This window comes from Mycobacterium tuberculosis complex sp. N0072 (assembly GCF_030323725.1).
In the GTDB taxonomy this organism is placed as follows: Bacteria; Actinomycetota; Actinomycetes; order Mycobacteriales; family Mycobacteriaceae; genus Mycobacterium; species Mycobacterium tuberculosis.
In genome coordinates this window covers 905,630-920,358 of the sequence record NZ_CP040689.1, presented here as the reverse complement: position 1 = coordinate 920,358, position 14,729 = coordinate 905,630, and the positions used below count along the sequence as shown (strand labels likewise).

The following is a 14,729-nucleotide window of genomic DNA, read 5'->3' as shown; positions in this document are numbered from 1 at the left end:
GGTAGGACATGAGTGACGGCGAGAGCGCCGCGCCGTGGGCACGGCTCTCCGAGTCAGCATTCCCCGATGGTGTTGACCGATGGATCACGGTACCGCCCGCCACATGGGTGGCAGCCCAGGGTCCGCGGGACACCCAGAATGTCGGCTGTCATGCCACCGGCGCCGTTAGTGTGGCCGATCTGATCGCCAGGCTCGGCCCCGCTTTTCCTGACCTCCCCACGCACCGCCATGTCGCCCCCGAACCCGAGCCATCCGGCCGCGGCCCGAAGGTCCCCGACGACGCCGACGACCAGCAGGACACCGAGGCTATCGCCATCCCGGCCCACTCGCTCGAGTTCCTCTCGGAGCTTCCCGACCTCCGGGCAGCCAACTATCCGCGCGCCGACCACGCCCGCCGTGAACCCGAGCTACCCGGCAAGCAGCTAACCGGATCGGCTCGAGTGCGGCCATTGCGGATCCGCCGAACGTCGCCCGCGCCCGCCAAGCCAGCGCCGAACTCCGGCCGGCGCCCGATGGTGCTGGCCGCGCGCTCGCTGGCGGCTCTGTTTGCCGCTCTGGCGTTGGCGCTGACCGGCGGGGCATGGCAGTGGAGCGCGTCGAAGAACAGCCGGCTGAACATGGTAAGCGCGCTCGACCCGCATTCGGGCGACATCGTCAACCCCAGCGGGCAGCATGGCGACGAGAACTTCTTGCTCGTCGGTATGGACTCTCGTGCCGGGGCGAACGCCAATATCGGCGCCGGCGACGCCGAGGACGCCGGCGGCGCACGTTCGGACACCGTCATGCTGGTCAACATTCCGGCCAGCCGCGAGCGGGTCGTCGCGGTGTCGTTCCCCCGCGACCTGGCGATCACTCCAATCCAATGCGAGGCGTGGAACCCCGAGACCGGTAAGTACGGACCCATCTACGACGAGAAGACGGGAACGATGGGTCCCAGACTGGTGTACACGGAGACCAAGCTGAACTCGGCATTCTCCTTCGGCGGGCCTAAGTGTCTAGTGAAGGTCATTCAGAAACTGTCGGGCTTGAGCATCAACCGGTTCATCGCGATTGACTTCGTCGGTTTCGCGCGGATGGTCGAGGCCCTCGGCGGCGTCGAGGTATGCAGCACCACCCCGTTGCGGGACTACGAACTGGGCACGGTGCTGGAGCACGCCGGACGCCAGGTCATTGACGGGCCGACCGCGCTGAACTATGTGCGCGCTCGCCAGGTCACCACCGAGAGCAATGGCGACTACGGGCGCATCAAACGCCAGCAGTTGTTTTTGTCGTCGCTGCTGCGTTCGATGATCTCGACGGACACCTTGTTCAACCTCAGCAGGCTCAACAACGTCGTCAACATGTTCATCGGTAACAGCTACGTGGACAACGTCAAGACCAAAGACCTGGTCGAACTCGGTCGATCGTTGCAGCATATGGCGGCCGGGCACGTCACGTTCGTGACCGTTCCGACCGGTATAACCGACCAGAACGGCGACGAGCCCCCGCGTACCTCCGACATGAAGGCGCTTTTCACCGCCATCATCGACGACGATCCGCTGCCCCTGGAAAACGATCACAACGCCCAGCGTCTGGGCAACACGCCGTCGACCCCGCCGACCACCACCAAGAAGGCGCCGCAGGCGGGTCTGACCAACGAGATTCAGCACCAGCAGGTTACGACGACCTCGCCAAAAGAGGTCACAGTGCAGGTCTCTAACTCGACCGGCCAGGCCGGTTTGGCCACCACCGCCACCGATCAGCTCAAGCGGAACGGCTTCAACGTGATGGCTCCGGACGACTACCCGAGTTCGCTGCTGGCCACCACAGTGTTTTTTTCGCCCGGCAACGAACAGGCTGCCGCCACCGTGGCCGCCGTGTTCGGCCAGTCAAAGATCGAGCGGGTGACCGGGATCGGCCAACTGGTCCAGGTGGTGCTGGGCCAAGACTTCAGCGCGGTGCGCGCTCCCCTGCCGAGTGGCTCCACCGTCAGCGTGCAGATAAGCCGCAACTCCTCCAGCCCACCGACCAAGCTGCCCGAGGACCTGACGGTCACCAACGCCGCCGACACCACCTGCGAGTAGCCGCATTGACACGACGCTTACGGCATTTTCCAAGGTCGGGAACGTAGGCTTTAGCACATGCGGACCGCCTACCATGAGCAACTCTCGGAATTATCCGAGCGTCTCGGGGAAATGTGCGGGCTAGCAGGCATCGCCATGGAGCGGGCCACCCAAGCCTTGCTGCAGGCCGATCTCGTGCTGGCCGAGCAAGTGATCTCCGACCACGAAAAGATCGCGACGCTAAGCGCCCGGGCCGAGGAGAGTGCATTCGTTCTTCTGGCGTTGCAGGCACCGGTCGCCGGTGACCTCAGAGCCATTGTGAGCGCCATCCAGATGGTGGCTGACATCGACCGGATGGGGGCGTTGGCGCTGCATGTCGCCAAGATCGCCCGCCGTCGGCATCCACAGCACGCGCTGCCCGAAGAGGTCAACGGTTATTTTGCCGAAATGGGAAGAGTTGCAGTCGAATTGGGCAACAGTGCCCAAGAGGTCGTGTTGTCGCACGACCCGGAAAAGGCCGCCCAGATCCGCGAAGAAGACGACGCGATGGACGACCTGCACCGGCATTTGTTCACCGTGCTGATGGACCGCGAATGGAAGCACGGAGTGGCGGCCGCCGTCGACGTGACGTTGCTGAGCCGATTCTACGAGCGCTTTGCCGACCACGCCGTGGAAGTGGCACGACGCGTGATCTTCCAGGCGACCGGCGCCTTTCCCTAGGCCGAGCAAACATCCACCCGCGGTGACGCCAGCCTGGCCATCGAGGGCATCGGGCCTAGCCGAAGCGCCCGGAGATGTAGTCCTCGGTGGCCTTCTGGTTCGGGTTGGAGAAGATTTTCTCGGTGCTGGCGATCTCTACCAGCCGCCCCGGCTTTCCCACCGCTTCCAGGTTGAAGAATGCCGTCTGATCACTCACCCGGGCAGCCTGCTGCATGTTATGGGTGACGATGACGATGGTGTACTGCTGCTTGAGCTCGCTGATCAGGTCTTCGATGGCCATGGTCGAGATTGGGTCCAGCGAGGAGCAGGGCTCGTCCATCAGCAACACGTCGGGTTGCACGGCGATTGCCCGTGCGATGCACAACCGCTGCTGCTGCCCCCCAGACAATCCGCCGCCGGGTTTATCCAGTCGATCCTTGACCTCGTCCCACAGGTTTGCGCCGCGCAGCGAGGATTCGGCCGTATCGTCGAGCACCTTGCGATTGCGCACACCCTGCAGCTTCAGGCCGGCAACCACATTGTTGCGAATCGACATGGCGGGGAATGGATTCGGCCGCTGAAACACCATCCCGATTGCCCGGCGGACACCGACCGGGTCGATACCGGGGGCGTAGATATCTTGATCATCGAGCAGTACGGCACCCTCGACTCGAGCTCCGGGGATGACCTCATGCATCCGGTTCAAGGTGCGCAGCACCGTCGTCTTGCCGCAGCCCGAGGGACCGATGAACGCCGTGACGCTGCGGGGCAGAATCGCCAGCGACACATCAGCGACCGCATGAAATGACCCGTAGTAGATGTTGACGTCCGTGAGGTCCAACCGCTTGGCCACTTAAGCTCCTGCTTACGACTTCTTGGGGGGGAACATCTTCGGTCAGTTATCCGTGCCAGCCAGCGCGTAGGCGGTATCGACGCTGTAGGTGGTGAAGCCCAGGCTCTGGTAGGTTCGCACGGCCGCCACATTGTCCGACTCCACGTAGAGCAGCACGGCGGGTTCGACCGCAGGGTCGAGGGTCTTCCGACCGCCCAGCCGACGGGCCAGCGAGACGATACCGATCGACGTCAACATCTGGCCGAGACCGCGGCGCTGCGCCGCCGGATCGACGCCCAGCACGTACACCTCGCCCAATCCCGGGTGATCGGGATGCACTTTGGTCCAATGGAAACCCAGCAACCGGCCAGGCCGTTCACGTGGCGAATCACCGAAGGCCAAGATCAGGCCGTCTGGATCGAACCACGCCTCGCCACGCCGCTCGGCAAGCTGGACCGCGGTCCACCCACCCTGTTCCGGGTGTCCGGCGAACGCGGCGTTGTTGACCCGGAGTAGCTCAGCGTCGTCGGACGTGCCCGCGTAGGTGCGGATCACCACCCCGTCGGGGATCGTCGGTTCGGGGATATCACGCAGCGGGCGTCGCATCTGGATCAGTTCGCGGACGCCGACCAGACCCAGCGCGGACGCGGTCGCCCGAGCGGGATCCAGCGTGCCGTGCGCCCAGAACTGGTTGCGGCCGGCGGTCTTGGCCAATGCCGCGCGGGCCATGGCGGTGCCGATACCGCGCCGTCGAGACTGCGGATGCACCACCAACTCCGCCATCGCACCACCCGCGCCCCGGGGTGGGCTGAGGTTGAGGTAGCCGATGATCGGGCCGCCCGGTCGCGAACCGGCCACCAGCAGATGCTCGGTGCGTTGCTGGCCCAGTTCCCGCAGCACCTGTTCACCCACGGGTGCTACCCCATCGACTGCTGTTGTCGCCGTGACCAGTGCACGCACGCTGCGCTGCTCGTCGGCGGTCAGAGCGGAGCGCCAGTCAAGCGCCGTCACTGACTGCGCAACGGGTCGACCAGTGGTTCTTGCATACCATCCCGGCCGGGATCGGCGTCTTCGTCGTCGGGGTCCGCGGCCGGCGGTCGGCCGCGCGCCGGCCGAACAGCTTTGTATCCGACGTTGCGCACCGTGCCGATCAGCGCTTCATGCTCGGGGCCGAGTTTGGCCCGCAACCGCCGCACGTGCACATCAACAGTCCGGGTGCCCCCGAAGAAGTCATACCCCCATACTTCGTGCAGCAGCTGCGCCCGAGTGAACACCCGGCCGGCATGCTGCGCCAGGTATTTCAGCAGCTCGAACTCTTTGTAGGTGAGATCCAGCGGGCGGCCACGCAGCCGGGCGGTGTAGGTGCCTTCGTCGATCACCAGCTCGCCCAGGCTCACCTTGCCCAGACTCTCCTGGTCAGCCAGATCTCCGCGCCGGCCAACCACCAGCCGCAGTCTGGCGTCGATCTCAGCGGGCCCGGTGCTGGGCAGCAGGATCTCGTCCAGCCCCCAGTCAGCGCTGACCGCCACCAGCCCGCCTTCGCTCACCACCGCCAGTACCGGGATCGACCGGCCGGTCGAGCTCAACAGGCGGCACAGGCCTCGCCCGGACGACAGGTCGTTGCGCGCGTCGACGAGCACAGCGTCTGCGTTTCCCGCCTCCAGCAACGAAGACGCCTCGGCCGGCGCCGTCCGCACGGTGTGGGGCAGCAGCGACAGCGCCGGCAGGACCGGATCCGGATACAGCTCCGAGGTCAGCAGTAATAACTCCAACAAGCCCCTCCAGCGTCGTGGGAAAGGCGTCTCCCAGTTCATCGCGCCATGTGACGGTAGCGGCAGCTCATCTAACGATAACGTGCCGCCTGACGAGGCGCTCCGGGACGGGCTCGAGCGCTGGGCGACAATATGCCGATGCGCAAGGTGCTGGTCGGGGTGACCGGGGCGGCGATCGTCGTGGCCGTTCTCATCGTGGGCGCCGTCGGCGCCGATTTCGGGGCCAGCATCTATGCCGAGTACCGGCTGTCGACCACTGTGCGCAAAGCGGCAAACCTGAGGTCAGACCCGTTCGTCGCCATCCTGCGGTTCCCATTCATCCCGCAGGCGATGCGGGAACACTACGCGGAGCTAGAAATCAAGGCATTTGCCGTGGAGCACGCCGGAAGTGGCACGGCCACTCTGGAGGCCACTATGCATTCGATCGACTTGTCCTACGCGTCCTGGCTGATCAGGCCCGATGCCAAGCTCCCGGTCGGCGAGCTGGAGAGTCGCATCATCATCGACTCCATGCACCTGGGCCGCTACCTGGGCATTAGCGACCTTATGGTCGCCGCGCCCCGTCAGGAGAGCAACGACGCCACCGGCGGCACTACCGAGTCCGGGATATCTGGCAGCCGCGGGCTGGTGTTCAGCGGCACGCCCATATCGGCCAACTTCGCTCACCGGGTCAGCGTCTTGGTGGACCTGTCCGTTGCCTCGGACGACCGCGCGACCTTGGTTATCACCCCCACCGCCGTCGTGACCGGACCCGACACCGCGGACCAACCGGTTCCGGATGACAAGCGGGATGCGGTGCTGCACGCCTTCGCCAGCAAGCTGCCCAACCAGAAGCTGCCGTTCGGGGTGGTGCCAAACACCGTGGGGGCGCGCGGATCGGACGTCATCATCGAAGGCATTACCCGGGGAGTAACGATCTCGCTCGACGAGTTCAAACAGTCATGACGACCATGATCGTCTCTTCCGTTGCTACAGGTGCGCTGGCGACCATTGCCCGGTGGTTGCTGACCCGGCGGTCAGTGATCCTGCGGGAGGTTGGTCCGGAAACGACACCGGCGGCTCCGGCGCGCACCGCGGAACTGGGCCTGTCCGGGGCCGGGCCGACCGTCGTGCATTTCAGGGCCCCAGGGTGTGCGCCCTGCGACCGGGTACGCCGAGGGGTCGGCGACGTCTGCGCCGATCTGGGAGATGTTGCTCACATCGAGGTCGACCTGGACTCCAACCCGCAGGCAGCGCGGCGATTTTCGGTGCTTTCGCTGCCCACCACGTTGATCTTCGATGTCGACGGGCGACAGCGCTACCGGACCTCCGGGGTCCCCAAGGCCGCCGACCTGCGCTCTGCCCTGAAACCACTGTTGGCTTGAGCACTATGCGATTGGGTAAGCTGTCCGACGTGTCAGCCCGCATCGAGCCCATGCTCACCAAGCGTCGCGCAGTTGATCTGTGCCGCCTAGCGGGTTGTTGCTGTTGCTGTAGCTGCTGAGTAGCCGCGCACGTCCGCGCAGCACTTAGAGCAGCCTAGGAGCCCCACCGTAGCGTGTCGCCCGCCGTTTCTGTGCAACAGACGTCCCAAGGAGCAGTCAAGCAGTAACACTCCCCGTCCCGCCTAACCAGTTGACCACGCTGGTCACCGAACTATGCGAAAGGATTCCCGCCATGGCACGCTGCGATGTCCTGGTCTCCGCCGACTGGGCTGAGAGCAATCTGCACGCGCCGAAGGTCGTTTTCGTCGAAGTGGACGAGGACACCAGTGCATATGACCGTGACCATATTGCCGGCGCGATCAAGTTGGACTGGCGCACCGACCTGCAGGATCCGGTCAAACGTGACTTCGTCGACGCCCAGCAATTCTCCAAGCTGCTGTCCGAGCGTGGCATCGCCAACGAGGACACGGTGATCCTGTACGGCGGCAACAACAATTGGTTCGCCGCCTACGCGTACTGGTATTTCAAGCTCTACGGCCATGAGAAGGTCAAGTTGCTCGACGGCGGCCGCAAGAAGTGGGAGCTCGACGGACGCCCGCTGTCCAGCGACCCGGTCAGCCGGCCGGTGACCTCCTACACCGCCTCCCCGCCGGATAACACGATTCGGGCATTCCGCGACGAGGTCCTGGCGGCCATCAACGTCAAGAACCTCATCGACGTGCGCTCTCCCGACGAGTTCTCCGGCAAGATCCTGGCCCCCGCGCACCTGCCGCAGGAACAAAGCCAGCGGCCCGGACACATTCCTGGTGCCATCAACGTGCCGTGGAGCAGGGCCGCCAACGAGGACGGCACCTTCAAGTCCGATGAGGAGTTGGCCAAGCTTTACGCCGACGCCGGCCTAGACAACAGCAAGGAAACGATTGCCTACTGCCGAATCGGGGAACGGTCCTCGCACACCTGGTTCGTGTTGCGGGAATTACTCGGACACCAAAACGTCAAGAACTACGACGGCAGTTGGACAGAATACGGCTCCCTGGTGGGCGCCCCGATCGAGTTGGGAAGCTGATATGTGCTCTGGACCCAAGCAAGGACTGACATTGCCGGCCAGCGTCGACCTGGAAAAAGAAACGGTGATCACCGGCCGCGTAGTGGACGGTGACGGCCAGGCCGTGGGCGGCGCGTTCGTGCGGCTGCTGGACTCCTCCGACGAGTTCACCGCGGAGGTCGTCGCGTCGGCCACCGGCGATTTCCGGTTCTTCGCCGCGCCCGGATCCTGGACGCTGCGCGCGCTGTCGGCGGCCGGCAACGGCGACGCGGTGGTGCAGCCCTCGGGCGCGGGCATCCACGAGGTAGACGTCAAGATCACCTGACCGGCCCCAATCAGGCCCAGACGAGCCAGGGCCACGGAAGCGGCCGCGGCCGCATACACTCGTCCCCGTGGTGCTGTTCTTCGAGATCATGCTGGTCTTGGCGACCGTGGTTATCTCCTGGTTCGCGCTGTACACGCTGTACCGGCTCGTTACCGACGAGTCGTGAGTTCCGGCGCGGGCTCGGATGCGACCGGGGCCGGCGGCGTCCATGCTGCGGGCTCCGGCGACCGTGCGGTCGCCGCTGCCGTCGAGCGGGCCAAGGCGACCGCCGCGCGCAATATCCCTGCCTTCGACGATTTGCCGGTTCCCGCAGATACCGCAAACCTGCGCGAAGGTGCCGACCTGAACAATGCACTGCTGGCGCTGCTGCCACTGGTCGGCGTGTGGCGCGGCGAAGGCGAGGGCCGCGGACCCGACGGCGACTACCGGTTCGGCCAGCAGATCGTTGTGTCACACGACGGCGGCGACTATCTGAATTGGGAATCCCGGTCCTGGCGGCTCACCGCCACGGGCGACTACCAGGAACCAGGCTTACGAGAAGCGGGATTCTGGCGGTTCGTCGCCGACCCGTACGATCCGAGCGAGTCTCAGGCGATCGAGTTGCTATTGGCGCATTCGGCCGGTTATGTCGAACTGTTCTACGGGCGGCCGCGCACCCAGTCCTCGTGGGAGTTGGTGACCGATGCGCTGGCCCGCAGTCGGTCTGGCGTTCTGGTCGGCGGCGCCAAACGACTCTACGGCATCGTCGAAGGTGGCGACCTGGCCTACGTCGAGGAACGCGTCGATGCCGACGGCGGGCTGGTACCACATCTGTCGGCGCGGTTGTCCCGGTTCGTCGGATAACGGCGAGCGGTATGGCCGGCGCTGACCACAACAGAGGTTGCCGTATCACCGGTCGCTGACAATAGCGGCGTCCACCAATTCGGCAAACACCTCAGCGATCGGGGTGCGGGGTAATCGCCGCCCGTCCAGGGTGTGTACGCGGGCGGCCAGAGTCATGCTCGATACCAACCAAATACCTTGGGAATCGAAGAGATCGGCGACGCGTAGGGCACGGTAGTCGCAGTCGTAGCCTTTCGCGCGGGCCACTTCGAAGAGCGCTTGTTGCGTGGTTCCCCGCAGGATTGGATACCACGGAGGCGGCGTCAGCAAGCAGGGGTTCCCGCCCCCTTGGTCACCGTCGGTGGCGATCACCACCGTCGAGCGAGGGCCTTCCAGGACGTAGCCGTCCGTGCTGACGAAGATGACGTCGCCGGCGCCCTGCCGGGCGGCATGACGCAGGACGGCCATGTTCACCGCATAGGACAGTGTTTTGGCGCTGGCCATCAGCCACGGCATGGCGTCGCCACCGTCAGCCGGCAAACCGCGGTCCAGCGTGATCGCCGACACACCATCGCGGCGGGCCCCGATAACTCGCGCCGGGACCGGACTGACCATGACATAGGCCGTCGGCGCCGAGCCGCCCTCCCGACCGCGACTGTAGATCAAGCGCAGCGCGCCCTCGTCAGCGGTGCTAGCCACCCACCGCTGCGTTGCCACCTCGACCGCGCGGCGCCACCTGGGGAGATCCGGTTCGGGAAGGTCCATCAACCTGGCTGATTGGGTCAGCCGCTGCAGGTGCGCTTCAACCAGACAGGCTCGGCCGTCGCGCACCAGCAGTGTCTCGAAAACGCCATCCCCCCGCACAGCGGCAAGATCATCGGCGTGCAGCAGCGGCATACCCGGCTGCAGGATCTCACCGTCAAGCGTGACCACCACGCCCGTCTGCCTCAACATGTCCCTGCAGCCTAGCTGCACGCTGGTCAACGAGGCCGAGCGCGGCTTTTCGTAGAGTTGTTGTGTGGCCGCAGTCCCTGCCCCAGACCCCGGACCCGACGCGGGTGCGATCTGGCATTACGGCGACCCGCTGGGCGAGCAACGCGCGGGGCAAGCCGATGCCGTGCTGGTGGATCGCTCGCACCGCGCCGTGCTCACCCTCGACGGTGGCGATCGGCAAACCTGGCTGCACAGCATCTCCACACAACACGTCAGCGACCTGCCTGAGGGCGCCAGCACCCAAAATCTCAGCCTGGACGGACAAGGCCGAGTTGAGGATCACTGGATACAGACCGAGCTGGGTGGCACGACCTATCTCGATACCGAGCCGTGGCGGGGTGAACCGCTGCTGGCCTATTTGCGCAAGATGGTTTTTTGGTCGATGGTCACTCCTCGTGCCGCTGATATGGCGGTGTTGTCGCTATTGGGGCCGCGGCTGGCTGAGGAACGAGTGCTCGACGCGCTGGGTCTAGATGTCTTGCCCGCTGAGTGGCTGGCCGTGCCGCTTGCCGGCGGCGGGATTGTCCGCCGGATGCCCGACGGCCTAGCGGGCCAAATCGAACTGGACGTGGTGGTGAAGCGCGGCGATCGTGCCGACTGGCAGCGTCGCCTGACTCAGGCGGGTGTGCGCCCGGCCGGCATCTGGGCCTATGAAGCCCATCGAGTGGCTCACCGGGTGCCGGCTAGGCGCCCGCGGCTGGGCGTTGACACCGATGAACGCACCATCCCTCACGAAGTGGGTTGGATCGGTGGCCCCGGCGCCGGAGCCGTCCACCTGAACAAGGGCTGTTACCGAGGGCAAGAGACCGTCGCACGGGTGCACAACCTGGGTAGACCACCCCGGATGCTGGTGTTGTTGCATCTGGACGAGTCAGTGCAGCGGCCGTCGACGGGCGATGCGGTGCTGGCCGGCGGTCGCACGGTGGGACGACTGGGAACGGTGGTCGAGCACGTAGAGCTAGGGCCGGTGGCACTGGCCCTGCTCAAACGGGGTCTGCCGGGCGACACCGCCCTGGTAACCGGTCCGGAAGCCGAGGTTGCCGCGGTGATCGACGTCGACTCGCTGCCGCCCGCCGACGATGTGGGCGCCGGACGGCGGGCCGTCGAGCGGCTGCGCGGCGGTATTCGGTGATTACCCGTGCCCTCCGTAACGGCGGGCAGGCCGCCCCGCGCCCGACCGGGCGGCACGGTAAACTGTCGGCAGGACAATAAACGACACCAGAGATCGGAGCCGCCTACTCGTTAGGCCGCTCCGTTATTTCGCGAGGGGGTTCCCCCATGGGCCGCGGCCGGGCTAAGGCAAAGCAGACCAAGGTTGCTCGAGAATTGAAATACAGCTCCCCGCAGACCGACTTCCAGCGGCTTCAGCGTGAGCTGTCAGGTACCGGTACCGACCGACTGGACGGCGACGGCCCGTCGGACGACGACTCGTGGAACGATGAGGACGACTGGCGGCGCTAGCACCACGGAGCTGCCCCCCGCACGGTGCCGATTCGGTTCCCATCGGCGTGGCGTTGACCTCATTAGACCCGGTTAGGTCTGGTTCTTAGAATCTCGGGTGCTGCCCAACCAGTTTTGCCCGCGGGCCTTGTTTTCCGCCTTTGCAGACGGTTCCCAATACCCAGCAGTCCAGGTGCCGCGCGGTCAGGACGGCCAGGGCGCGCGTCGTGTCTTCGGGGGCAACGACGGCGATCATGCCGACACCCATGTTGAACGTCTTCTCCATCTCTGTGCGCCTGACCCGGCCGCGCTGGGCAATCATGGTGAATACCGGCGCGGGTGTCCAGGTGCCGCGGTCGACCTCGGCGATGAGGCCATGCGGGATGACCCGTTGCAGGTTGCCGGCGAGCCCGCCGCCGGTGACGTGGCAAAACGTCCGGACACGGGTTTCGGCGGCCAAGGCCAAACAGTCTTTGGCGTAGATGCGAGTCGGCTCCAATAACTCTTCGCCCAAGGTGCGACCGAACTCCTCCACATGACCGGCCAGATTCATCCGGTCGATCTCCAGCAACACCTTGCGGACCAGCGAGTACCCATTGGAATGCAGACCCGACGAGCCCATCGCGATGATGACGTCGCCGGGTTTGACCCGGTCGGGACCCAGCACATTGTCCGCCTCGACGACGCCGACGCCGGTGGCAGAGATATCGTAGTGATCGGGCTCGATCAGGCCCGGATGTTCTGCGGTCTCGCCGCCAAGCAGCGCACAGCCGGCACGCATGCACCCATCGGCGATACCGGCGACGATCGCGCTGAGTCGCTCCGGCACGATCCGACCGACGGCGATGTAATCCAACAGGAACAGCGGCTCGGCGCCGCAAACCACCAAGTCATCGACCACCATCGCCACCAGGTCCAGGCCCACCGTGTCGTGCTTATCCATCGCCTGAGCGATCGCGAGTTTGGTGCCGACGCCGTCGCTGGAGGCCGCCAGCACCGGTTCGCGGTAGTCGCCGCGGAGAGTGAACAGTCCGGCGAATCCCCCCAGCCCGCCGCGCACTTCGGGTCTGGTGGCCTTCGAAGCGAGCGGCTTGAACAGGTCGATGGCGCGGTCACCGGCTTCGATGTCGACCCCGGCCGACGCGTAGGTGATACCCCGACTACCCGGGTCTTTTCCGGGGCCTTTTGCGAGATCCGTCATCGCGATAAAGGCTACCGCGCGTGCGTTTTGTCAGCGCCCAACGGGGACTTCGTCGTCGGCGGCGAGTTCGCCCAGCGCGGCTCCGCGGGCCGCATTGGCGAGCATGTGCTCGATGACATTTTTGCCTAGCGCGGTCTCGCGGGGCAGCTCTATTGGATACTTGCCGTCGAAGCAGGCGGTGCACAGCCGCGACGTGGGCTGCTCGGACGCCGCGACCATGCCCCGCAGCGAGATGTATCCCAGCGTGTCGGCCCCGATGGCATGCCGTACCGCCTCCAGCATCTCGTCCTCGTTTTCCACGGCGTTGGCGATCAACTCGGCCGGCGAGGGGAAGTCGATACCGTAGAAGCACGGCCACTTCACCGGTGGCGAGGCGATGCGCACATGCAATTCGACCGCACCGGCCTCGCGCAGCATGCGTACCAGCGCACGCTGGGTGTTGCCCCGCACGATCGAGTCGTCGACGACGATGAGCCGCTTGCCGCGGATCACCTCTTTGAGCGGGTTGAGCTTCAGCCGGATGCCGAGCTGACGGATGGTCTGTGACGGCTGGATGAAGGTGCGCCCGACATAGGCGTTCTTCATCAGACCCTGCCCATATGGAACGCCGGACTCCTGCGCGTAGCCGACCGCGGCGGGTGTGCCGGATTCCGGCACACCAATCACCAAGTCGGCCTCGACCGGGCATTCCCGAGCCAGTCGGCGACCGATCTCCACCCGCGCGGCGTGTACCGACCGGCCGGCGATCGTACTGTCCGGCCGCGCCAGGTAGACGTATTCGAATACGCAGCCCTTGGGCGTGGGGTTGGCAAAGCGGGTGGACCGCACCCCGTCGGCGTCGATAGCCAGCAATTCGCCCGGTTCGATATCACGGACGAACGAGGCGCCGACGATGTCGAGTGCGGCCGTTTCGGAGGCCACCACCCAGCCACGGTCCAAACGCCCGAGCGATAGCGGGCGCACCCCGTACGGGTCGCGGCACGCATAAAGCGTGTTTTCGTCCATGAACGTCAGACAGAACGCTCCCCGCACTGTGGGCAGCAGGTCCAGCGCCGCCTGTTCGAGGGTGGAATCGGCAGCACCGTGGGCCAGCAGCGCCCCCAGAATGTCGGAGTCCGTCGTCGCCGGGGCTGGGCAGCGGGTGGCGATCAACCCCGCGTCGCGGGCGCGGGCGGCAAGGGCAGCGGCATTGACCAGATTTCCGTTGTGGCCCAACGCAACACCGGTGCCAGCGGCGGTGTTGCGGAACACGGGCTGGGCGTTCTCCCACGTCGTGTCCCCGGTGGTGGAGTAACGACAGTGCCCGATGGCGACATGGCCCTGCATGGCCGCCAACGTCTGCTCGTCGAACACCTGGCTGACCAGGCCGAGGTCTTTGAAGACCAGCACCTGGGAGCCGTCGGCGACGGCGATCCCGGCGGCTTCCTGGCCGCGATGCTGCAACGCGTACAGGCCGTAGTAGGTGAGTTTGGCGACGTCTTCACCCGGGGCCCAGACCCCGAAGACACCGCACTCTTCCCGGGGCGAGTTCAGGTCTTGCTCGGGTTGCTGGCCGGTCACGGTTTGGCGGCTCCCTGCGGCGCGGTCGGTGACGTAATCCGAGTCTACGGCCACGACGTCTGCACCGCCGAATTCGGCTTACGTGTCGGGCACCCCGGCGCCACCCTCACACACCATAGCCGCAGCTCAGCACGCCGGAATCAGCCGAGATCCACCAGTGGCAACCAGGCCTCGATCTCACCGGCCCGCGAGCCGGAGAGCTGCAGCGCGCCACTGCCCCGGGCCTGCGCCACCCCCGACAGCCCGGTAGCCACCAGGAGCCAGGTCCGTGGGTCGGTCTGCACGACGTTGGGGGGTGTGCCGCGAGTGTGCCGGGGCCCAGAAATGCACTGCACCGCAGCAAACGGTGGGATCCGGACTTCGACGCTGGCGCCAGGGGCCAGCGCAGCGAGCGTGCGCGCCGTAAGCCGAACCGCCGCCGCCAACACGTCGGTGTCGGGTGCTGGCAACGTTTCGTCGCGCAACCAGTCCGCGAGGGCCAACACGACCTGCCGAGTCTTCGCCGGATCGACTCGATCACGAGCGCTCATACCTTAGGGTCTCAAGAATCGGTGGATCCATCCAGATGGCGGCC

17 protein-coding genes are annotated in these 14,729 nt (G+C 65.7%); 10 read left to right on the top strand and 7 right to left on the bottom strand.

Annotated features, from left to right (window positions below; genetic code table 11):
* The first annotated feature begins 8 nt into the window (after positions 1-8).
* The gene (locus FF952_RS04360; RefSeq protein ID WP_003404316.1) at positions 9-2,063 is read left to right on the top strand and encodes an LCP family protein; all 2,055 of its coding nucleotides are present in this window, start codon (positions 9-11) and stop codon (positions 2,061-2,063) included.
* A 57-nt stretch (positions 2,064-2,120) separates the two neighbouring features.
* Positions 2,121-2,762 carry a phosphate signaling complex protein PhoU gene (gene phoU / locus FF952_RS04355; RefSeq protein ID WP_003404314.1) on the top strand — a complete coding sequence of 214 codons (642 nt, stop codon included), beginning with the start codon at positions 2,121-2,123 and terminating at the stop codon, positions 2,760-2,762.
* A gap of 55 nt (positions 2,763-2,817) precedes the next feature.
* Here phoU and pstB read toward each other — a convergent pair whose 3' ends face one another.
* From pstB to FF952_RS04340, 3 genes are read right to left on the bottom strand one after another with little or no spacing between them, the layout of a single operon-like run.
* Complete coding sequence (pstB, locus tag FF952_RS04350) at positions 2,818-3,594, bottom strand: phosphate ABC transporter ATP-binding protein PstB (RefSeq protein ID WP_003404312.1); 777 nt, start codon at positions 3,592-3,594, stop codon at positions 2,818-2,820.
* Between the two features lie 42 nt (positions 3,595-3,636).
* Positions 3,637-4,584, bottom strand: coding sequence for a mycothiol synthase (mshD, locus tag FF952_RS04345; protein ID WP_003404307.1), 948 nt, complete (start codon positions 4,582-4,584; stop codon positions 3,637-3,639).
* Complete coding sequence (locus FF952_RS04340) at positions 4,581-5,348, bottom strand: winged helix-turn-helix transcriptional regulator (protein WP_003903189.1); 768 nt, start codon at positions 5,346-5,348, stop codon at positions 4,581-4,583. The genes mshD and FF952_RS04340 overlap by 4 nt, the downstream gene beginning before the upstream one ends.
* A 129-nt stretch (positions 5,349-5,477) precedes the next feature.
* Here FF952_RS04340 and lmeA point away from each other — a divergent pair, with 129 nt between their 5' ends.
* From lmeA to FF952_RS04315, 6 genes are all read left to right on the top strand, one after another.
* Positions 5,478-6,290, top strand: coding sequence for a mannan chain length control protein LmeA (gene lmeA, locus FF952_RS04335; protein ID WP_003404298.1), 813 nt, complete (start codon positions 5,478-5,480; stop codon positions 6,288-6,290).
* Positions 6,287-6,709 (top strand): thioredoxin family protein, encoded by a 423-nt coding sequence (locus tag FF952_RS04330; RefSeq protein WP_003903188.1) that lies wholly within the window; start codon positions 6,287-6,289, stop codon positions 6,707-6,709. The genes lmeA and FF952_RS04330 overlap by 4 nt, the downstream gene beginning before the upstream one ends.
* 5 nt (positions 6,710-6,714) lie before the next feature.
* On the top strand, positions 6,715-6,828 hold the full coding sequence (locus tag FF952_RS20690; RefSeq protein WP_349814712.1) for an Ms5788A family Cys-rich leader peptide: 114 nt from the start codon (positions 6,715-6,717) through the stop codon (positions 6,826-6,828).
* Between the two features lie 173 nt (positions 6,829-7,001).
* Complete coding sequence (locus FF952_RS04325) at positions 7,002-7,835, top strand: sulfurtransferase (protein ID WP_003404293.1); 834 nt, start codon at positions 7,002-7,004, stop codon at positions 7,833-7,835.
* Position 7,836: 1 nt separating this feature from the next.
* On the top strand, positions 7,837-8,139 hold the full coding sequence (locus FF952_RS04320; protein ID WP_003404278.1) for a DUF1416 domain-containing protein: 303 nt from the start codon (positions 7,837-7,839) through the stop codon (positions 8,137-8,139).
* A gap of 162 nt (positions 8,140-8,301) precedes the next feature.
* Positions 8,302-8,982: a nitrobindin family protein gene (locus tag FF952_RS04315; protein WP_003898596.1), complete on the top strand. Its 681-nt coding sequence runs from the start codon at positions 8,302-8,304 to the stop codon at positions 8,980-8,982.
* Positions 8,983-9,027: 45 nt separating this feature from the next.
* Here FF952_RS04315 and FF952_RS04310 read toward each other — a convergent pair whose 3' ends face one another.
* Positions 9,028-9,897 (bottom strand): aminodeoxychorismate lyase, encoded by an 870-nt coding sequence (locus FF952_RS04310; RefSeq protein WP_003404139.1) that lies wholly within the window; start codon positions 9,895-9,897, stop codon positions 9,028-9,030.
* Positions 9,898-9,979: 82 nt separating this feature from the next.
* Here FF952_RS04310 and ygfZ point away from each other — a divergent pair, with 82 nt between their 5' ends.
* Together ygfZ and FF952_RS04300 are read left to right on the top strand one after the other, a co-directional pair.
* Positions 9,980-11,086 carry a CAF17-like 4Fe-4S cluster assembly/insertion protein YgfZ gene (ygfZ, locus tag FF952_RS04305; RefSeq protein ID WP_003404137.1) on the top strand — a complete coding sequence of 369 codons (1,107 nt, stop codon included), beginning with the start codon at positions 9,980-9,982 and terminating at the stop codon, positions 11,084-11,086.
* A gap of 146 nt (positions 11,087-11,232) precedes the next feature.
* Positions 11,233-11,415: a DUF3073 domain-containing protein gene (locus FF952_RS04300; RefSeq protein WP_003404135.1), complete on the top strand. Its 183-nt coding sequence runs from the start codon at positions 11,233-11,235 to the stop codon at positions 11,413-11,415.
* 85 nt (positions 11,416-11,500) lie between these two features.
* On the opposite strand, the gene purM is transcribed toward FF952_RS04300, so the two are convergent.
* The 3 genes from purM to FF952_RS04285 all read right to left on the bottom strand — a co-directional run bounded on the left by purM (position 11,501) and on the right by FF952_RS04285 (position 14,685).
* Positions 11,501-12,595 (bottom strand): phosphoribosylformylglycinamidine cyclo-ligase, encoded by a 1,095-nt coding sequence (gene purM / locus FF952_RS04295; RefSeq protein WP_003404132.1) that lies wholly within the window; start codon positions 12,593-12,595, stop codon positions 11,501-11,503.
* A gap of 30 nt (positions 12,596-12,625) precedes the next feature.
* Positions 12,626-14,155: an amidophosphoribosyltransferase gene (gene purF / locus FF952_RS04290; RefSeq protein ID WP_003911290.1), complete on the bottom strand. Its 1,530-nt coding sequence runs from the start codon at positions 14,153-14,155 to the stop codon at positions 12,626-12,628.
* Positions 14,156-14,295: 140 nt separating this feature from the next.
* Positions 14,296-14,685 carry a sterol carrier family protein gene (locus FF952_RS04285; protein WP_003404127.1) on the bottom strand — a complete coding sequence of 130 codons (390 nt, stop codon included), beginning with the start codon at positions 14,683-14,685 and terminating at the stop codon, positions 14,296-14,298.
* Positions 14,686-14,729: the final 44 nt, after the last annotated feature.